Source organism: Venatorbacter sp. C2-1, assembly GCF_022832715.1.
Classification (GTDB): Bacteria; Pseudomonadota; Gammaproteobacteria; order Pseudomonadales; family Oceanobacteraceae; genus Venatoribacter; species Venatoribacter alkanivorans.
Genome location: NZ_CP094879.1, coordinates 1,219,685 through 1,233,341, shown reverse-complemented (window position 1 = coordinate 1,233,341; position 13,657 = coordinate 1,219,685). Strand labels below are relative to the sequence as shown.

Here is a 13,657-nt window from a genome sequence, read left to right as displayed (position 1 = left end):
TTAATAACGTTTAAACCGGTTGCAAACGCAACAGTGTCCGCGCCATATATTCTCCCTGATAAGCGGCAAGACTCAACTCCAGCTCTGACGGCTGACGACTGCCATCAGCACCGGCTATACAGGCAGCGCCCAGCGGTGAGCCGCCTTTTACCGTACTGATATCCGTTAACCCCGGAGCGGTATAAGGCAGGCCGGCAATCAACATACCATGGTGCAGCAGCGTAGTATGAAACGACTGAATCGTGGTTTCATTGCCACCGCCGGTGCCGGTTGAGGTAAACACACTGGCCAGTTTTCCCACCAGTGCGTTCTGCATCCACAGGCCACCGGTCTGATCGAGGAAATTTCGCATCTGAGCTGCCATATTGCCGAAGCGGGTTGGCGTGCCAAAAATAATACCGTCATAATCGGCTAATTCGGCAACGCTGGCTTCATCTCCGGCCTGTTGCATTTTAATACCGGCTTTTTCCGCTATCTCAGAACTCAGGGTTTCCGGTACACGCTTCAGGCTGACGTCGACCCCCTCAATTTTACCGGCACCTTCTGCTACGGCCTGTGCCATGGTTTCGATATGGCCATAACTTGAATAATATAAAACCAGTAATTTTTTCATGCCGCCTCCGCCAGTTGCTGTTCAATTAATTGTTCTAACTGTTCATTGGTTAACGTGCTGGAAACCAGCGTTTTACCATTAATCAGCAAGGTTGGAATCGAACGAACATTCAGCCGCCGTGCCAGCGCTATATCATCTTCCACCAGCAGGCGAAGTTCTTCCGTTTTTACCTGTTCCGCCAGAGCCTTACCGTCAAATCCCAGCGTATTGGCTGCGGCTATCAGAGTGTCTTCACTGCCAATATTTTCATTCAGCAGCAGGTGACGACGCTGAATTTCATCGAACATATCCCAGTGGGCAGCAGTGCCGTAGGTTATTTCTGCGGCCTTGGCGAACAGTGCCGCCAGCCAACCGGACGGATAAGAAAAAGGCTTGGCGCGCATGCCCTCGGTATTAAAACGGGCCGGATCATCGGCAGCTGCCTGACACTGCTGCCAGTGGCGCAGGATTTCGGCTTTTGCCAGCGCCATTGAGCCAAAGCGCTCAATCATTTCCTGCTCATTGCGCTGCAATACAAAACAGCGCTGACGGATCTGAACCTGCGGATGATCCGCCCAGCGGCGTAAACGTGGGCTGAGCACATAGCACCAGCCGCAAACAGCATCGTGGAAAAAATCGATTGTGATCATTACTGCTCTCCTGTTGCAGATATTGGACGGAGAGCAGATTACGGCCAGGGGAAAATAAAAAATAATGAAAAGAACGGCTGAATATACGCCGTTTTTTGCATGTTTATTCGGCAGGCGGGGTCTGGATCAGCAGTTCATACAGGCGGGCAACGGCAGTCAGATGTGCAAACTCCGGGTTCAGACCGATATGCAAGGCCACTTCCCGCTCATTGCCAGCTGCCAGAGTAAGGCGCTGCATCCGCCCGGTAATCAGATATTCCGGCAGCCAGGCAAAGCCCACTCCGACTTCTACCGCCTGCTGGGCAAGTGCTGCAGAATCAAGGGTCAGACGCTGCTGTGCTGCCAGCCAGCCACTGTCGCGGTTGGCGCTGCCACTATCACGCAACACGATCTGGCAGTGTTGTTTAAGGTCGCTGTCAGTGAGTTGCCCGGCGCTCGCCAGCGGATGAGATAAACCGCAGACACAGTGTTTACGCACCGCCAGTAAAGGCTCACTCAGTATGTCATGGGGTAATTGACTGGCGATGGCGACAGCAACCAGCCCCTGTTCCAGCAGCTGCGCGGCACCCGATAACGCACTTTCATAAATCTGTACCGACACCTGTGGCATTTCTGCGCTGAACTGCGCCAGTCGCGGTAACCAATATGCCGGAGGTAACAGGACATCCACCGCCAGGGCGATTTCCTGACGCTGTGCCAAAGCACTATCGGTAGCTTTTATTTCCAGCGATTCGGCGCGGGCCAGTAAAGCCCGTGCCTGCACCAGCAATTGTTCCCCGGCCAGCGTCAGCTGCGACTGACGCCCCTGAACCTGAAATAAAGGCTGATTTAATAAAGATTCCATTTTTTTCAGACTGTGCACCACCGCCGACTGGCTTTTGCAGAGATATTCTGCTGCTTTAATGGTGCTGCCCTGTTCAGCGGTGGCAACAAAAGTGCGCCACATTTCCAGAGTAATTTTCATACTGTTTTAAACCGCATACCGATCCGGGGATACAACCGTATTTCCTGACGGAAAACGGCGATGTCAGAGCTTGCTTACAGCGGAGAGCAAAGCTCTGACAATATACTGAGCAGCTCTGACAACATACGATGACGAAGTTATTCGTCCGCCCAGGATAATACCTGTCCGGTCACGGCGCCGCCATCAATGACGAATTCACTGCCGGTTGAATAGGTGGCTTCGGTAAACATAAAGCGCGCCATGCGCGCGACCTCAAGCGCCTCACCAAACCGGGGAATGGGCTGCGCCTGAGCAATCGCATCGGGCAAGCCATCGGTCATGGCAGTGCGTATTGGCCCGGGGTGTAATGACAGCACGCGGATATTGTATGGCGCCAGATCCAGCGCCGCGGCCTTGGTCAACCCGCGTACGCCCCATTTACTGGCAACATAACCGGCAAGACCGCCATAACCCTGTAAACCTGCCGTGGATGAGGTATTTACAATCGCCCCGCCCCCTGCTTTTTTCAGCGCCGGTGTGACGCAATGAATGCCGAGAAACACACCGTATAAATTGATATCGGTAATGCGCTTAAACTCTTCCGGCGAGCTGTTTTCTGCACCACTGAAACCCACGACTCCGGCATTATTGAATAGTGCGTTCAGGCCGCCGAATTCTGCTTCGGCAAAAGCGATTGCCTGCTCCCAGTCCTTAACACTGACCACATCCAGATGCCGGTAACGCACCCGTGAACCCAGCTCCTTAGCCAGAGCATTTCCTGCATCGTCCTGTACATCGGCAATCAATACCTGAGCACCTTCCGCTGCCAGCAGCCTGGCGGTAGCGGCACCAATACCACTGGCTCCGCCAGTGATCAGTATTTTCAGATCCTGCGTTGCGATTACATTCATAACGGTTCTCCTTGCTGATTCTGCAGCCGGCATTTGCCGGACCATGATCAAAGCATAGGCAAAAAAAATCCGCTGCCACACGGGTGACAGCGGATTATGCGTTATTGCACTAACGCCCGGTTTATTGGCGGGTCAGGGTTTTATCAAAAGCACGGGTCACTTCACCGCTGACGCTGTCAACGGTATAAGAAGTCGCACGGAATTCATCGCCAGCGATTTCGATATAGAAAAAGCCCAGCGTTTTATCCTGTTGCCAGTAAGCGGCGTTGCGCTCGGTGTCTTTGAACTCACGGCTCTTGCCACCGGCACCGGAAACCATGTGCAGGGTTTTTCCGCATTTATCCACCGGCTGCAGGAATTGCAGTTCGTGATCGTGACCGGCAATCATCACATCCACCTTGTTACAGACGTGGTCTTTCAGCATGTCGTAATACACCACGCCGGCGCCCGGGAAGCCGTCATACATACCGGCGTTACCGTGCTTACCGTTGGACAGAAACGGATGATGGGCAAAGGCAATTTTCCACGGTGCGGAAGCGTTATTCAGCTCGCGGTCGATCCATTCTGCCTGGGTCTTTTTGTACGGCAGCTGCCAGTATTCAGCATCGGCATCGCCCACTGCAGCCAGCGGGTTGGAATCGAGGGAGAAGAAGTTAATCAGTGGCTGCTCTTCGTTTAACGGCGCGGAGAACGTGTAGTAACGTGCCGGCATCTGCCACTTATTGCTTGGGCGGTTCTGCTGGTAGTGATAATCCACCTGAATATCGCCTTTATCGTTATCCAGACCGTCACCACCGAATAACCATGAATTATCGTGGTTGCCCAACGTCATATAAAACGGGAAGTTGAGGTTTTTATACGGGTCTTCAAATTTGGTCTGAAACTGAATATCCGATACCGAATCTACGCCGGCTTCATAAATGTTATCGCCCAGTCCGATGGCGAAATCACAACCACGTTCGGCACATACAGATTCCAGTGCCGCAGCCACTTTATACTGACCATCACCGCCAGTCCCCATATCGCCGATAGCGATAAAGCGGACGGTCTTGTTAACAGTACCCACATCCGGCAGCGGCTCCGGGGTTTTCGACATGGCCAGCGCCTGAGCGGCAACCACACTGCTCAGCAGCACGGGAAGCATCATTTTATTCATAGGTATCTCCTTTATTCAGCGGTGAGAACAACATTGTGAAAGCCGCCGCAGCATAGTGGCACCATGTTACAGCTTTGTTTTTGTTTTATGGCAATGCGGATAACAGCACAAAGGTACCAATCTCAAAAGGACACTACCGGCCAGTGGTGAGGATATAACGCAACCCGGCTCAGGACGGCGTCAAAACAGCCTGATACACGGGCCGTTAAAACGTCATTTCGGCCATATTCAACACAGGCCAGCCACTCTACACTGCGCGCCTTTACAACCAAAACCGAAGAACCCAGCTATGGCAAACACAGATAAAGCAAACCGTCCTAACCGACTCAGCACCGTCGTCAGCAAAGTGAATAAACTGCCGGTAGCCTGGCGCGCCAAGGCACTGTCACTGGTAATGGGCCGGGTAATTCCTTTCGCCGGCACCGCCGGCACCCGCGTAGAAAAACTGACACCGCAGGAATGCGTGATCGTTATGCGCAACAAGAAGAAAGTGCAGAACCATATCGGCAGTGTGCACGCCGCGGCGATGGGTCTGCTGGCCGAGTCGGCCACTGGCTTTATGACCGGCATGAGCGTACCCGATGACCGCATCATTGTTATCCGCTCCATGCAGCTGGAATACCTCAAGCGTGCCAGCGGCGATATGAAAGCGGTGGCAAGCTTCAGCGATGAGCAGCTCGACTATGTGAAGAACACCGAAAAAGGTGATATCGAAGTGCCGGTTGTAATCACCGATGGCAGCGGTACCGAAACCGTCAAAGCCACCATGGTGTGGGCGTGGACGCCGAAGAAGAAGTAAGTATGTGATGCAGCGGCAAAGGAATTGCCGCAGCCATTACGCGGGAGCAAGACGCTACTGCCGTTCATGCTCCTTACAAATCAGCTCTGCATCTTCTGCTGACAGTGGCTGTTGCAGCAGATTGCAGAAATACCCGTCTTCTGTTTCACGGTTATGGCGACACGAACGGCATATACCAAATGATTTCATCTGATTAGCGCTTAAAAATCCTGTCAGCAATAATTTCAGGGCGGCGCTGACATGTTGCTGCTCAGCAGCCGATAAATGCGCACAGGCTTTAACAAACATCGGAGAGGGAATCAGCTGCTGTAACAGCTGCTGACCCGCCTCAGTCACGCGCAGATGCGTTACGCGCTTATCCGCGGTATCCGCAACCTTTTGCAGCAACGCCTTTTTTTCCAGCACTTTCAGCGTCTGCGACACCGTGCCTTTGGTCTGCCCCAGATACTCACTCACCGCCATTGGCGTATCCGAATAGCGATTGCAGATCGACAGGTAATGCAGCGCCTCCAGCTGAACCGGCAACAGGCCGAATTCTGCGCCGCACTGGCGTGCGTCAACCCGGAGTAATTCCCCAAGCCGTTCAACGTGGTTGTAAATCAGATCAGTCATCATTGGCACATAGTATCGACTAAAAACTTTATTGACAACAGGGCAATTCGTCCCTTAGGGTTTAAAAGGTATCGAGTCGATACATAACTTTGGAGAGAGATAATGAACAACGCCATTTTTTATCACGCCGGTTGTCCGGTATGTGTCAGCGCAGAACAGGTTCTGCTGGCCGCACTGGATCAGCAGCGCCTGAATCTGAAAGTCGTCCATCTGGGTGAAGAGCCCGCCGAAATCACAGCTGCGGAATTAGCCGGCGTAAAATCGGTACCCGCATTGCTGCTCAACGGTCAGGTGCTCCATATCAATTTCGGAGCCTCATTAGACGATTTAAAAGGAGCGCAATAATGGCTAATCATTCACTGTTGCTGGCCTTTATAGCGGCGGGATTTTCTGCCGCAGCCTGTGCGGGCGGCCACCATCACGGCGGCATACAGGCAGAAAAGAAAAATATTGAGCTGGCTCCTTTCGATATTATTCATACCAAAATCACCACTGAAGGCAGCATCGCAACCTTCCATATGGCGGTATCCGGTAATGCCGGAGAAAATACTCCCGCGGCGAGCGGACAGCTTGCCGGCAGCCATGTATTTTCTTATGTCTGGCCAACAACCATTGACAGCTACGAGGTGGGTTTTGACAAACAAGCCGGTATTCTGGCTCTGGCGGTAACCAGCCATCCGGATTTTGACGACACACCGCTGTACGATGAAAACAATGATGGCGATACCGGCAACGACGGCAATCTCTGGCACAGTCATTGGGTGGTGTTACATCCCGATGAACGCTGTGGCAAAGGTGCACTGGGCGTTGCCGATATTCCGGAAGGTGTTAAGCCGCGTTTGCCGGCAACCTGGCCGGGCCTGCCAATTCTGCTCGACAGCCCGGGCTGGGATCCGGTGTTCTCCGCCGAGCATGTGGAGGTTCGTGTTCCCTTTGCAGATATTGCCGTTGTTGAACAGGCAAACTTTGATGGTGTAACCGCAGGTTTACGGGTTAATCAGAGTGTGCACTCGCCACTGCTGTGTGTGGTGAATGTAATGGATATAGCCTCGGGTGATCTGAGTTTACCGGGCAAGGTCAATCACTGAGCCATAGCCGGACAAGGATGTCTGCTTATTCAAAAAATCAGAGGATAAATACCTGAAAAGCTCCATAAAAAAGCCCCGGCGGTATTAACCTGCCGGGGCTGTTTTATAGCCGATAAAAGAATCAGTTATTCGCAGCCATATACTCACGGCGCTTTTGTTCGCCATCGATATAACGCAACCACTGATCAGCCATTTTTTCTGCTTCGGCAAACTTCTGCGCTTCTTCAAAGCTGTCGCGTGCGTATGGCAGATCATCCAGATTAAACAGAATCAGACCTTTCAGGATATAAGCCGCCGAAGGCTGCTGCAGCTTACCCAGCTTCAGCGCTTTATCGACATTATTCAGTGCCAGCTTCCATTCCTGACGTTCGGTATGAATCTGCGCCAGCTTGTAGAAATCTTTACCGGCCTGAGAGGCTTCAGCCGCTTTGGCCATTACCACAATGGCTTTATCGTATTCTTTTGCCAGCATCCAGGCATCGCCCAGCAAAGACAGATTTTTAGCACTGGCTTCAATCTTTTTGTCTTTCATGCCGTCTTCAAGAATGGCAGCAGCCTTATACGGAATTTCCTGTCCAAGTAATGCCTGTGCCAGATTCACCAGCTCGCTTTCTTTGCTCAGCAAACCCTGCTCGTGTGCAGTTTCCAACGCCGCCAGTTCTTTCAGCGGCTGACCAAGCTCGCTGTAAACGGCCGCCAGTTGCACCCAGTATTGGGCTTTAGGATACAGGGTCGAAAGATCCTGCAGACAGCGCGCCAGATTTTTGAAATCTTTGTTCTGGTAATACACCGCACGCTCCAGCAGCAGCCAGTTTTCTTTTGGCTGGTTGCCCTGCTCTTTGGTCATGGCGATGGCTTTTTTCACATCCGGCAGAGCCTGCTGATATTTTTCCAGCTGGAACTGCATCTGTGCCCGTAAAATAAAGGCTTCAGCATTCGGTTTTTCAACCATCGCGAACCATTTATTCAGCTGCGTCAGTGCATTTTTATAATCTTCCTGAATCAGATAGAGTTTAGCCAGACTGTACAGTGTGGTTTGCTCCAGACTTTCCGGAATATTTTTGGTGGCAACGACGTTTTTATAGGCACCAATAGCGTTCTTGTAATCTTCCTGATTGAAATACACATAGGCGAACATATTGTGGGTCATCGCCTGTTCGTAACTGTTGCGTTTGATTTTCTCAACCGCGTTCAGTGCCTCAATTGCTTCGGCGTATCTCTTTTCATCAGACAACGCCCGGGCAGCATCCAGCTTTTTATAGATATGAGGTCGTAAAGTCTGGGCACGGCGTACACGTTTCTTTTCTGCAGGAGAAGATTGCTCTTCTGCCTGCTGATCCTTGCTCTGCGACCAGGCTGCCGCCGGCGCAAGCATGCTTGCGCCATAGGCCAGTACCGCAGTCATCAGCACAGCAACGGGTTGTTTCATAGCATTCGTCATAAAGGACTCCTGTTATCTGCCACTCTTATCCAGTTCAAAACGGATAATGTTGCGTACGCCTTTTACCTCAACGGCTTTACCGTTTTCGATTTTCGGCTTGTATTTGAATTTGGTAACCGCCGCCATCGCCTCACGGTCAAAAATACCCGGAGGATCGGCTTCAATAACATGCGGCTCGGTCACCGTACCCAGCGTGGTTACGGTGAATTCCACCACCACATAACCTTCAATACCTTTCTGCGCAGCACGGCGCGGATAATTAGGTGCAACTTTTACGATCGGTAAAAATTCACCATCACCACTGCCGCCACCGAGTCCGGCATCAACGTTAAGATCGGCGCCAAGATCAAATCCACCGATATCAAAACCATCGGTATTTGCCTGTGCCATATCAGGGCGGGGCATATCCGGTTTTGGTGGTTCGGCCGGCGGCGTTGGTGGCTTCTGTGGCTTGCGCTCTTTGGTGCGGACTTCGTCGTCTGGCTTATCCATCACGAAGCTCTGAATGCGGCCAAAGTCCTGTTCGTTCAGCACCGATCCCCCGGTGCTGATCAGGCTCTGCATCATCCAGAACACCGCAAAGGTAGCGACGGCTGCAACCGCCAGCGCAGCGCCGAAGCGTAGCAAGCTGGATTGCATGATCAGCGCTCCTCAGTCGCCAGTGATACATCATAAACACCGGCCTGACGGGCAGCGTCCATTACCGCTACCAGCTGACGGGTTTTGGCTTCCTCATCGGCCTGAATAACGACAGTACCCTGCGGATTCTCAGCGTGCATGCGTTCGATATTGGCGCGTACCTGGCTTTCATCAACTTTGCGTTTGTTAATCCAGATTTCACCCATGTCGTTAATGGCAATCAGGATATTGGCACGCGGCTTGGACTGCGCTGTGCTGGCATCCGGACGATTGACTTCGATACCGGATTCTTTAACGAACGAGGCCGTTACGATAAAGAAAATCAGCATAATAAATACCACGTCCAGCATTGGCGTAATGTCGATTTCGCCTTCTTCTGCCTGCGGGGTTAAATTCGAAAAACCACGTCTCATACTATTAATTCCAATTAGTGGTCAAAAGTTAACTGGTCTTCAAGGCGAATTTTTTCGCGCTTGATAAAACGTTCGAGCAGTGACTGGGCAAATACCCCGGTCAGTGCACCGACCATCCCGGCCATGGTTGGAATGGTGGCTTTGGAAATACCGGAGGCCATGGCTTTCGGACTGCCGTTCCCCAGAAATGCCATCACATCAAATACTTCAATCATGCCCGTTACCGTTCCCAGTAAGCCGAACAGTGGCGCCAGTCCAATCACCATTTTGATGGTGCTCATATTGGCGCTTAAATTAATGTTCAGCTGGCTGATCAGATCCTGGCGGATCTGATGCGCATGCCAGGAGCGGCGCTCACTGCGCGCTTCCCATTCCTGTACCGCGGCGGCCAGAGCCGGGCGGTACGAGAACATAAAATAAGCGGCGCGTTCGAGTACCAGTAACCAGAGGATAAAAATCAGTCCGAAGATGGCGTAGAGGACATCGCCTCCACGTTCCATAAACAGATATACCGGTTCGTACAATTCACCGAACATCATGGTTACGCCGCTGTTGCCTGAGGTTTGGTCTGCTGTTCGGACTGACGCGCCAGAATACCGGTGGCGCGTTCTTCCAGAATCATCATCAGTTCACGTGAACGGTTGTTGGTTAAGGTATGCAGGAACACACAAGGAATTGCCGCTACCAGACCCAGAACCGTTGTTACCAGTGCCTGAGAAATACCACCTGCCATCAGTTTCGGATCACCGGTACCGAACAGCGACATGGTTTCGAATACGTCGATCATACCTGTCACCGTACCCAGCAGACCCAGCAATGGGGCAACCACGGAGATAATTTTGATCCAGCCAATCGCGCGGGTTAAACGTGGAATTTCCGCGGCGATGGCTTCACCCAGATGCAGTTCCAGGGTTTCGGTATCGGCATTTTTATTGGCATTAAATACTGCCATTACACGACCCAGAGCGTTATTTTCGTTTGGCGTGTCGTTATCCATCTGCGCACGGATTTTTCCGGCTTCGCTGTACAGTACAACCATGCGCCACAGAGCCAGGGCAATACCAATAGCACCCAGTACAATAATGATGTAACCAACCACACCACCCTGATCAACACGGTCACCCAGCTCTGGTGACTGCCCCATGATTTTCAGCAGCTGACCACGGGAAGGATCGATCCAGAAACCGGTCAGTTCAGTGCCGGTAGCAGAAGCCAGTTCCGCAGCAGGATCGGTGTAACGGCTGCCAGGCTGCTTATCCAGCTCAACCAGACGACCGGCTTCCAGATCCCAGTTCAGGTATTTATCAGCAGAGACAACGTTAAAGCCGCCAACACGAATAACCTGCTCTTCCGTTGTATCACCGCTTGGCAGTACCACTTGCGCGTTGTAAGTCGATACACGGCCGCTGTAGGTCATTTCACGCTGCATTTCGAACCACAGACGTTCCAGTTCTTCAATGGATGGCAGCTTGGAAGAAGAACCTGCGGTTTTAATCAGATCGGTCAGGAACTGTTCACGACCCGGTAATTCAGAACTGATAACAGAACCTTCAAATACCGCTTTGGTATCGCCGGCCACCTGCTGCAGTACACCAAATAATTCTTTCAGACTGCCCAGACGGTTATTCAGGCGTTCCTGAGCTTCCGCCACTGCGGTTTCGTTCTGCTGAAATTCTTTTTCTTTCTGTGCGCTCAGCTGCTCGAGACGGGTGCGTTCATTCTGCGCATCCGCAACCATTTTTTCCTGCTCAGCTTTTGACTGATTGAAACGTGCCAGACGCTGTTTGAATTCTTTATCATCACGGGCCTGACCCTGTTTAACCAGATTCAGCAGAGAATCAACACTGACCGGCTCCGCCGCCTGAACATGAGTATTCAGACCCAGCACCAGAGCGGCACTTAAAAACAAAGATTGCAGTTTCATTATTTAGTCTCCTGCTGTGCTGAAGTGGGTGCGGCGACAGGCACTTTAATCAGATCTGGTGCAGCCTGTTCACGGGCGATACGGATACCGGCCATCAGCTTGCTTTTGAAGGATGCGTCCAGTGGCTCCCACTGATTAGCCGCGGTGTTCCATACACCCAGCTCCTGACCGTCCAGTGACTGATACATCAGGGAAATACGGCCCACGCGCAGGAAATCCACTTCACGGCTCTGGCCATTGGTCGCCAGCGTGCCACGGTACGATTCAATAGTGCGGCCGTAATCGACTTCGGCCTGATAGGCTTCTGTTACTTTGCGGTATTTCTCGGCAACGGTTACGTCCGAACGGCCCATCATATTTTTCAGATTGGCAACGCGCTTGCTGCGCTCTTCGGCCAGAAACGGCACATCGGCAGCCACAAACTGGTCGATGGCATCAATCATACGCAGCATCAGCGGTGTGATCTGACGTTCAACCAGCGTGACGTTTTTAATGCTGGCTTCAATACTGGCCAGCTCATCCTGCTGGGCTTTCAGCTGCTTATTCAGCTGTGTTACGTAAACATTCAGGCCGTCAATTTCTTTGACCAGGCCACGGTATTCACGCTCCTGAGCGCGGATACTGTTATCAACAGAATCAATTTTCTGCTGCGATTGCTGTGCTTTATTGGCGCGGTTAACGCCCTGATCCAGAGCACCGTCTACCGTGGCGGCAGAAGCACCCATTACCACGCCTGCGCTGAGCATGGCGGCCGCCAGAAGGTTGCGAGTTCGCAGTTGCATCGGCATATGTGTATTACCCGTTTTGTTCTCAATTCGTCTGCGTGACGCAGACTCCCCAAATTCAGAGCGCAAGATACTGCAGTTCTGTGACAGTTCTATTACATGACAGAAAGGCTGCATTTTTATGACAGAGTGTCATTTATTGCCGGAGCGGCTGAATATAAGGATTGGGGAAAAACGGAGCAGGAAAGTAACGGAAATGCAGGAAATTAAATAAAAACGGCGCCCGAAGGCGCCGTTTTAACCTGAAACTGAAATCAGTTATTCAGGCTTGGTACAGTGTTTGGCAGAGTCCAGCCAGACCACCATGCGGTAGCAGCATCTGGATCAACAGCACCGATGTAGTCGGTTGCTTCGAAGAAGCTGTCGTTACCCGCACCAACAGCTGTTGGCTTGATGGAGTTAACAGTAGAGTTAGAGCTGTACGCCAGTTTGCTGTCGAAGCTGATGGTCAGATCAGACGCAATAGTACCGGTTACAGTTGGAGAGTTTTTCGTTTTCAGAACGTTAGCTGCAGTACAGTCAGACTCCACCTGAGTGAAGTTAGCTACCACGTCATCCGCTTCTGCACAGTTTTTGTCCCAGTTAGCTACTACAGTATTTACAAACTCAACATTCACCTGACCACGCAGCTTCAGACCTGGCTGATAACCAATGGCTTCGTCTTTGTAAGTACCATCTGACTGTTTTACAGGAACGGTATACGAGGCGTTATTGGTCAGAGGGCCGCCAACAACAGTGAAGTTGGCCAGAGCAGCAGTCGTGTGCGACACAGCATCTGAACCACTGGAGTTAGCTTCAACACCGCGAGGATCGTTAGAACCACTTGGCTTATCTTTAGACTGATCTTTAACAATCAGAACATACTGCATATTACCCTGGTAACCTTCATCGAAGTCGATGTCATCATCATCGTTACCGGTCAGAACTGCGTGCTTCAGGTTAGCATTACCACCGAACCACTCGATACCATCATCGAGGTTATTGTGGATCTGGATGTACTCCAGAGTAGTACCAGAACCAACACCCTGCAGAGTCAGACCATTGATTTCGTTGTTAGGACCTGCTACACGACCAGCTTCAGCAATACGAACATACTTGATCACACCGCTGTTATCGGCAGTATCGTTACCACCGAATTTACCAATGCCATCACCGCCTTCACCATCAACATTACAAACTGTTCCGGTACCGAAACAAGCTTCAGTATTGCCTTTGCCATACTGTGGAGCGAAGCCCTGAACAACAACACCACCCCATTCGCCCTGACCATCAAAGTCATCATCCTGAATAGAGCTGAAAGTAATTGGCGCAGCAGCTGTACCTTCTGCCATGATTTTTGAACCACGGGTAACCAACAGAGCACCGGTGTTAAATGCTTTAACATGAACACCTGGTTTAATTGTCAGAGTCACACCAGCAGCTTTAGCAGCTGCAACGGCAGCAGCATCAGCCAGTTCAACGTTACCTGCACCGATGGTTACAAAACCATTTAAACGCCATTCTTTATCCGCAGTCAGGGTCACGTCTTCAGTAATCTGGCCTTCCAGAGTACAAACATTGTCTACACAAGAAACACCAGAAACGTTCTTCTTGCTGCTGTTGTTGTCATCATCACCACCACAGCCAACCAGTGCTGCAGAAATTACGGCCAGAGCCAGGTAGTTCTTTTTCAGTTCCATTTAATCTTTCCTCAGAGAGTTCATC

At 51.5% G+C, this 13,657-nt stretch carries 16 protein-coding genes; 3 read left to right on the top strand and 13 right to left on the bottom strand.

Features of this window, described 5'->3' with window-relative positions; all coding sequences use genetic code 11:
* Nucleotides 1-10: 10 nt before the first annotated feature.
* The 5 genes from wrbA to MT343_RS05560 form a co-directional block, all read right to left on the bottom strand.
* Nucleotides 11-613 carry an NAD(P)H:quinone oxidoreductase gene (wrbA, locus tag MT343_RS05580; RefSeq protein WP_145469154.1) on the bottom strand — a complete coding sequence of 201 codons (603 nt, stop codon included), beginning with the start codon at nt 611-613 and terminating at the stop codon, nt 11-13.
* The gene (locus MT343_RS05575) at nt 610-1,242 is read right to left on the bottom strand and encodes a DsbA family oxidoreductase (RefSeq protein ID WP_145469153.1); all 633 of its coding nucleotides are present in this window, start codon (nt 1,240-1,242) and stop codon (nt 610-612) included. The genes wrbA and MT343_RS05575 overlap by 4 nt, the downstream gene beginning before the upstream one ends.
* A gap of 103 nt (nt 1,243-1,345) precedes the next feature.
* Nucleotides 1,346-2,206 carry a LysR family transcriptional regulator gene (locus tag MT343_RS05570; RefSeq protein WP_145469152.1) on the bottom strand — a complete coding sequence of 287 codons (861 nt, stop codon included), beginning with the start codon at nt 2,204-2,206 and terminating at the stop codon, nt 1,346-1,348.
* 137 nt (nt 2,207-2,343) lie between these two features.
* Nucleotides 2,344-3,096: an SDR family oxidoreductase gene (locus MT343_RS05565; RefSeq protein WP_145469151.1), complete on the bottom strand. Its 753-nt coding sequence runs from the start codon at nt 3,094-3,096 to the stop codon at nt 2,344-2,346.
* A 121-nt stretch (nt 3,097-3,217) separates the two neighbouring features.
* Nucleotides 3,218-4,252, bottom strand: coding sequence for a metallophosphoesterase (locus MT343_RS05560; protein ID WP_145469150.1), 1,035 nt, complete (start codon nt 4,250-4,252; stop codon nt 3,218-3,220).
* A 289-nt stretch (nt 4,253-4,541) separates the two neighbouring features.
* Here MT343_RS05560 and MT343_RS05555 point away from each other — a divergent pair, with 289 nt between their 5' ends.
* Nucleotides 4,542-5,051 (top strand): DUF4442 domain-containing protein, encoded by a 510-nt coding sequence (locus tag MT343_RS05555; protein ID WP_145469149.1) that lies wholly within the window; start codon nt 4,542-4,544, stop codon nt 5,049-5,051.
* Between the two features lie 54 nt (nt 5,052-5,105).
* On the opposite strand, the gene MT343_RS05550 is transcribed toward MT343_RS05555, so the two are convergent.
* On the bottom strand, nt 5,106-5,663 hold the full coding sequence (locus tag MT343_RS05550) for a MarR family winged helix-turn-helix transcriptional regulator (protein WP_243989464.1): 558 nt from the start codon (nt 5,661-5,663) through the stop codon (nt 5,106-5,108).
* Nucleotides 5,664-5,765: 102 nt separating this feature from the next.
* On the opposite strand from MT343_RS05550, the gene MT343_RS05545 reads away from it, so the two are divergent.
* Entirely contained in the window at nt 5,766-6,008 is a 243-nt protein-coding gene (locus MT343_RS05545; RefSeq protein WP_145469147.1) for a thioredoxin family protein, read from the top strand.
* On the top strand, nt 6,008-6,751 hold the full coding sequence (locus MT343_RS05540; RefSeq protein WP_145469146.1) for a hypothetical protein: 744 nt from the start codon (nt 6,008-6,010) through the stop codon (nt 6,749-6,751). The genes MT343_RS05545 and MT343_RS05540 overlap by 1 nt, the downstream gene beginning before the upstream one ends.
* A gap of 121 nt (nt 6,752-6,872) precedes the next feature.
* On the opposite strand, the gene MT343_RS05535 is transcribed toward MT343_RS05540, so the two are convergent.
* The 7 genes from MT343_RS05535 to MT343_RS05505 form a co-directional block, all read right to left on the bottom strand.
* Entirely contained in the window at nt 6,873-8,192 is a 1,320-nt protein-coding gene (locus tag MT343_RS05535) for a CDC27 family protein (RefSeq protein WP_243989463.1), read from the bottom strand.
* A 12-nt stretch (nt 8,193-8,204) separates the two neighbouring features.
* The gene (locus MT343_RS05530) at nt 8,205-8,831 is read right to left on the bottom strand and encodes an energy transducer TonB (protein WP_145469145.1); all 627 of its coding nucleotides are present in this window, start codon (nt 8,829-8,831) and stop codon (nt 8,205-8,207) included.
* A gap of 2 nt (nt 8,832-8,833) precedes the next feature.
* Nucleotides 8,834-9,244, bottom strand: a complete 411-nt coding sequence (locus tag MT343_RS05525) for an ExbD/TolR family protein (protein WP_145469144.1) — start codon at nt 9,242-9,244, stop codon at nt 8,834-8,836.
* 14 nt (nt 9,245-9,258) lie between these two features.
* Complete coding sequence (locus tag MT343_RS05520; RefSeq protein WP_225691511.1) at nt 9,259-9,783, bottom strand: MotA/TolQ/ExbB proton channel family protein; 525 nt, start codon at nt 9,781-9,783, stop codon at nt 9,259-9,261.
* A gap of 2 nt (nt 9,784-9,785) precedes the next feature.
* Nucleotides 9,786-11,168 carry a MotA/TolQ/ExbB proton channel family protein gene (locus MT343_RS05515; RefSeq protein WP_145469143.1) on the bottom strand — a complete coding sequence of 461 codons (1,383 nt, stop codon included), beginning with the start codon at nt 11,166-11,168 and terminating at the stop codon, nt 9,786-9,788.
* Nucleotides 11,168-11,950: a DUF3450 domain-containing protein gene (locus tag MT343_RS05510; protein WP_230331482.1), complete on the bottom strand. Its 783-nt coding sequence runs from the start codon at nt 11,948-11,950 to the stop codon at nt 11,168-11,170. The genes MT343_RS05515 and MT343_RS05510 overlap by 1 nt, the downstream gene beginning before the upstream one ends.
* A gap of 257 nt (nt 11,951-12,207) precedes the next feature.
* On the bottom strand, nt 12,208-13,632 hold the full coding sequence (locus tag MT343_RS05505; protein WP_145469141.1) for a hypothetical protein: 1,425 nt from the start codon (nt 13,630-13,632) through the stop codon (nt 12,208-12,210).
* Between the last annotated feature and the right edge of the window lie 25 nt (nt 13,633-13,657).

Bases quoted from the DNA above. Each gene is read 5' to 3' on its own strand.
- wrbA (WP_145469154.1), bottom strand. From the start codon at position 613: ATGAAAAAATTACTGGTTTTATATTATTCAAGTTATGGCCATATCGAA.
- MT343_RS05575 (WP_145469153.1), bottom strand. From the start codon at position 1,242: ATGATCACAATCGATTTTTTCCACGATGCTGTTTGCGGCTGGTGCTAT.
- MT343_RS05570 (WP_145469152.1), bottom strand. From the start codon at position 2,206: ATGAAAATTACTCTGGAAATGTGGCGCACTTTTGTTGCCACCGCTGAA.
- MT343_RS05565 (WP_145469151.1), bottom strand. From the start codon at position 3,096: ATGAATGTAATCGCAACGCAGGATCTGAAAATACTGATCACTGGCGGA.
- MT343_RS05560 (WP_145469150.1), bottom strand. From the start codon at position 4,252: ATGAATAAAATGATGCTTCCCGTGCTGCTGAGCAGTGTGGTTGCCGCT.
- MT343_RS05555 (WP_145469149.1), top strand. From the start codon at position 4,542: ATGGCAAACACAGATAAAGCAAACCGTCCTAACCGACTCAGCACCGTC.
- MT343_RS05550 (WP_243989464.1), bottom strand. From the start codon at position 5,663: ATGACTGATCTGATTTACAACCACGTTGAACGGCTTGGGGAATTACTC.
- MT343_RS05545 (WP_145469147.1), top strand. From the start codon at position 5,766: ATGAACAACGCCATTTTTTATCACGCCGGTTGTCCGGTATGTGTCAGC.
- MT343_RS05540 (WP_145469146.1), top strand. From the start codon at position 6,008: ATGGCTAATCATTCACTGTTGCTGGCCTTTATAGCGGCGGGATTTTCT.
- MT343_RS05535 (WP_243989463.1), bottom strand. From the start codon at position 8,192: ATGACGAATGCTATGAAACAACCCGTTGCTGTGCTGATGACTGCGGTA.
- MT343_RS05530 (WP_145469145.1), bottom strand. From the start codon at position 8,831: ATGCAATCCAGCTTGCTACGCTTCGGCGCTGCGCTGGCGGTTGCAGCC.
- MT343_RS05525 (WP_145469144.1), bottom strand. From the start codon at position 9,244: ATGAGACGTGGTTTTTCGAATTTAACCCCGCAGGCAGAAGAAGGCGAA.
- MT343_RS05520 (WP_225691511.1), bottom strand. From the start codon at position 9,783: ATGATGTTCGGTGAATTGTACGAACCGGTATATCTGTTTATGGAACGT.
- MT343_RS05515 (WP_145469143.1), bottom strand. From the start codon at position 11,168: ATGAAACTGCAATCTTTGTTTTTAAGTGCCGCTCTGGTGCTGGGTCTG.
- MT343_RS05510 (WP_230331482.1), bottom strand. From the start codon at position 11,950: ATGCAACTGCGAACTCGCAACCTTCTGGCGGCCGCCATGCTCAGCGCA.
- MT343_RS05505 (WP_145469141.1), bottom strand. From the start codon at position 13,632: ATGGAACTGAAAAAGAACTACCTGGCTCTGGCCGTAATTTCTGCAGCA.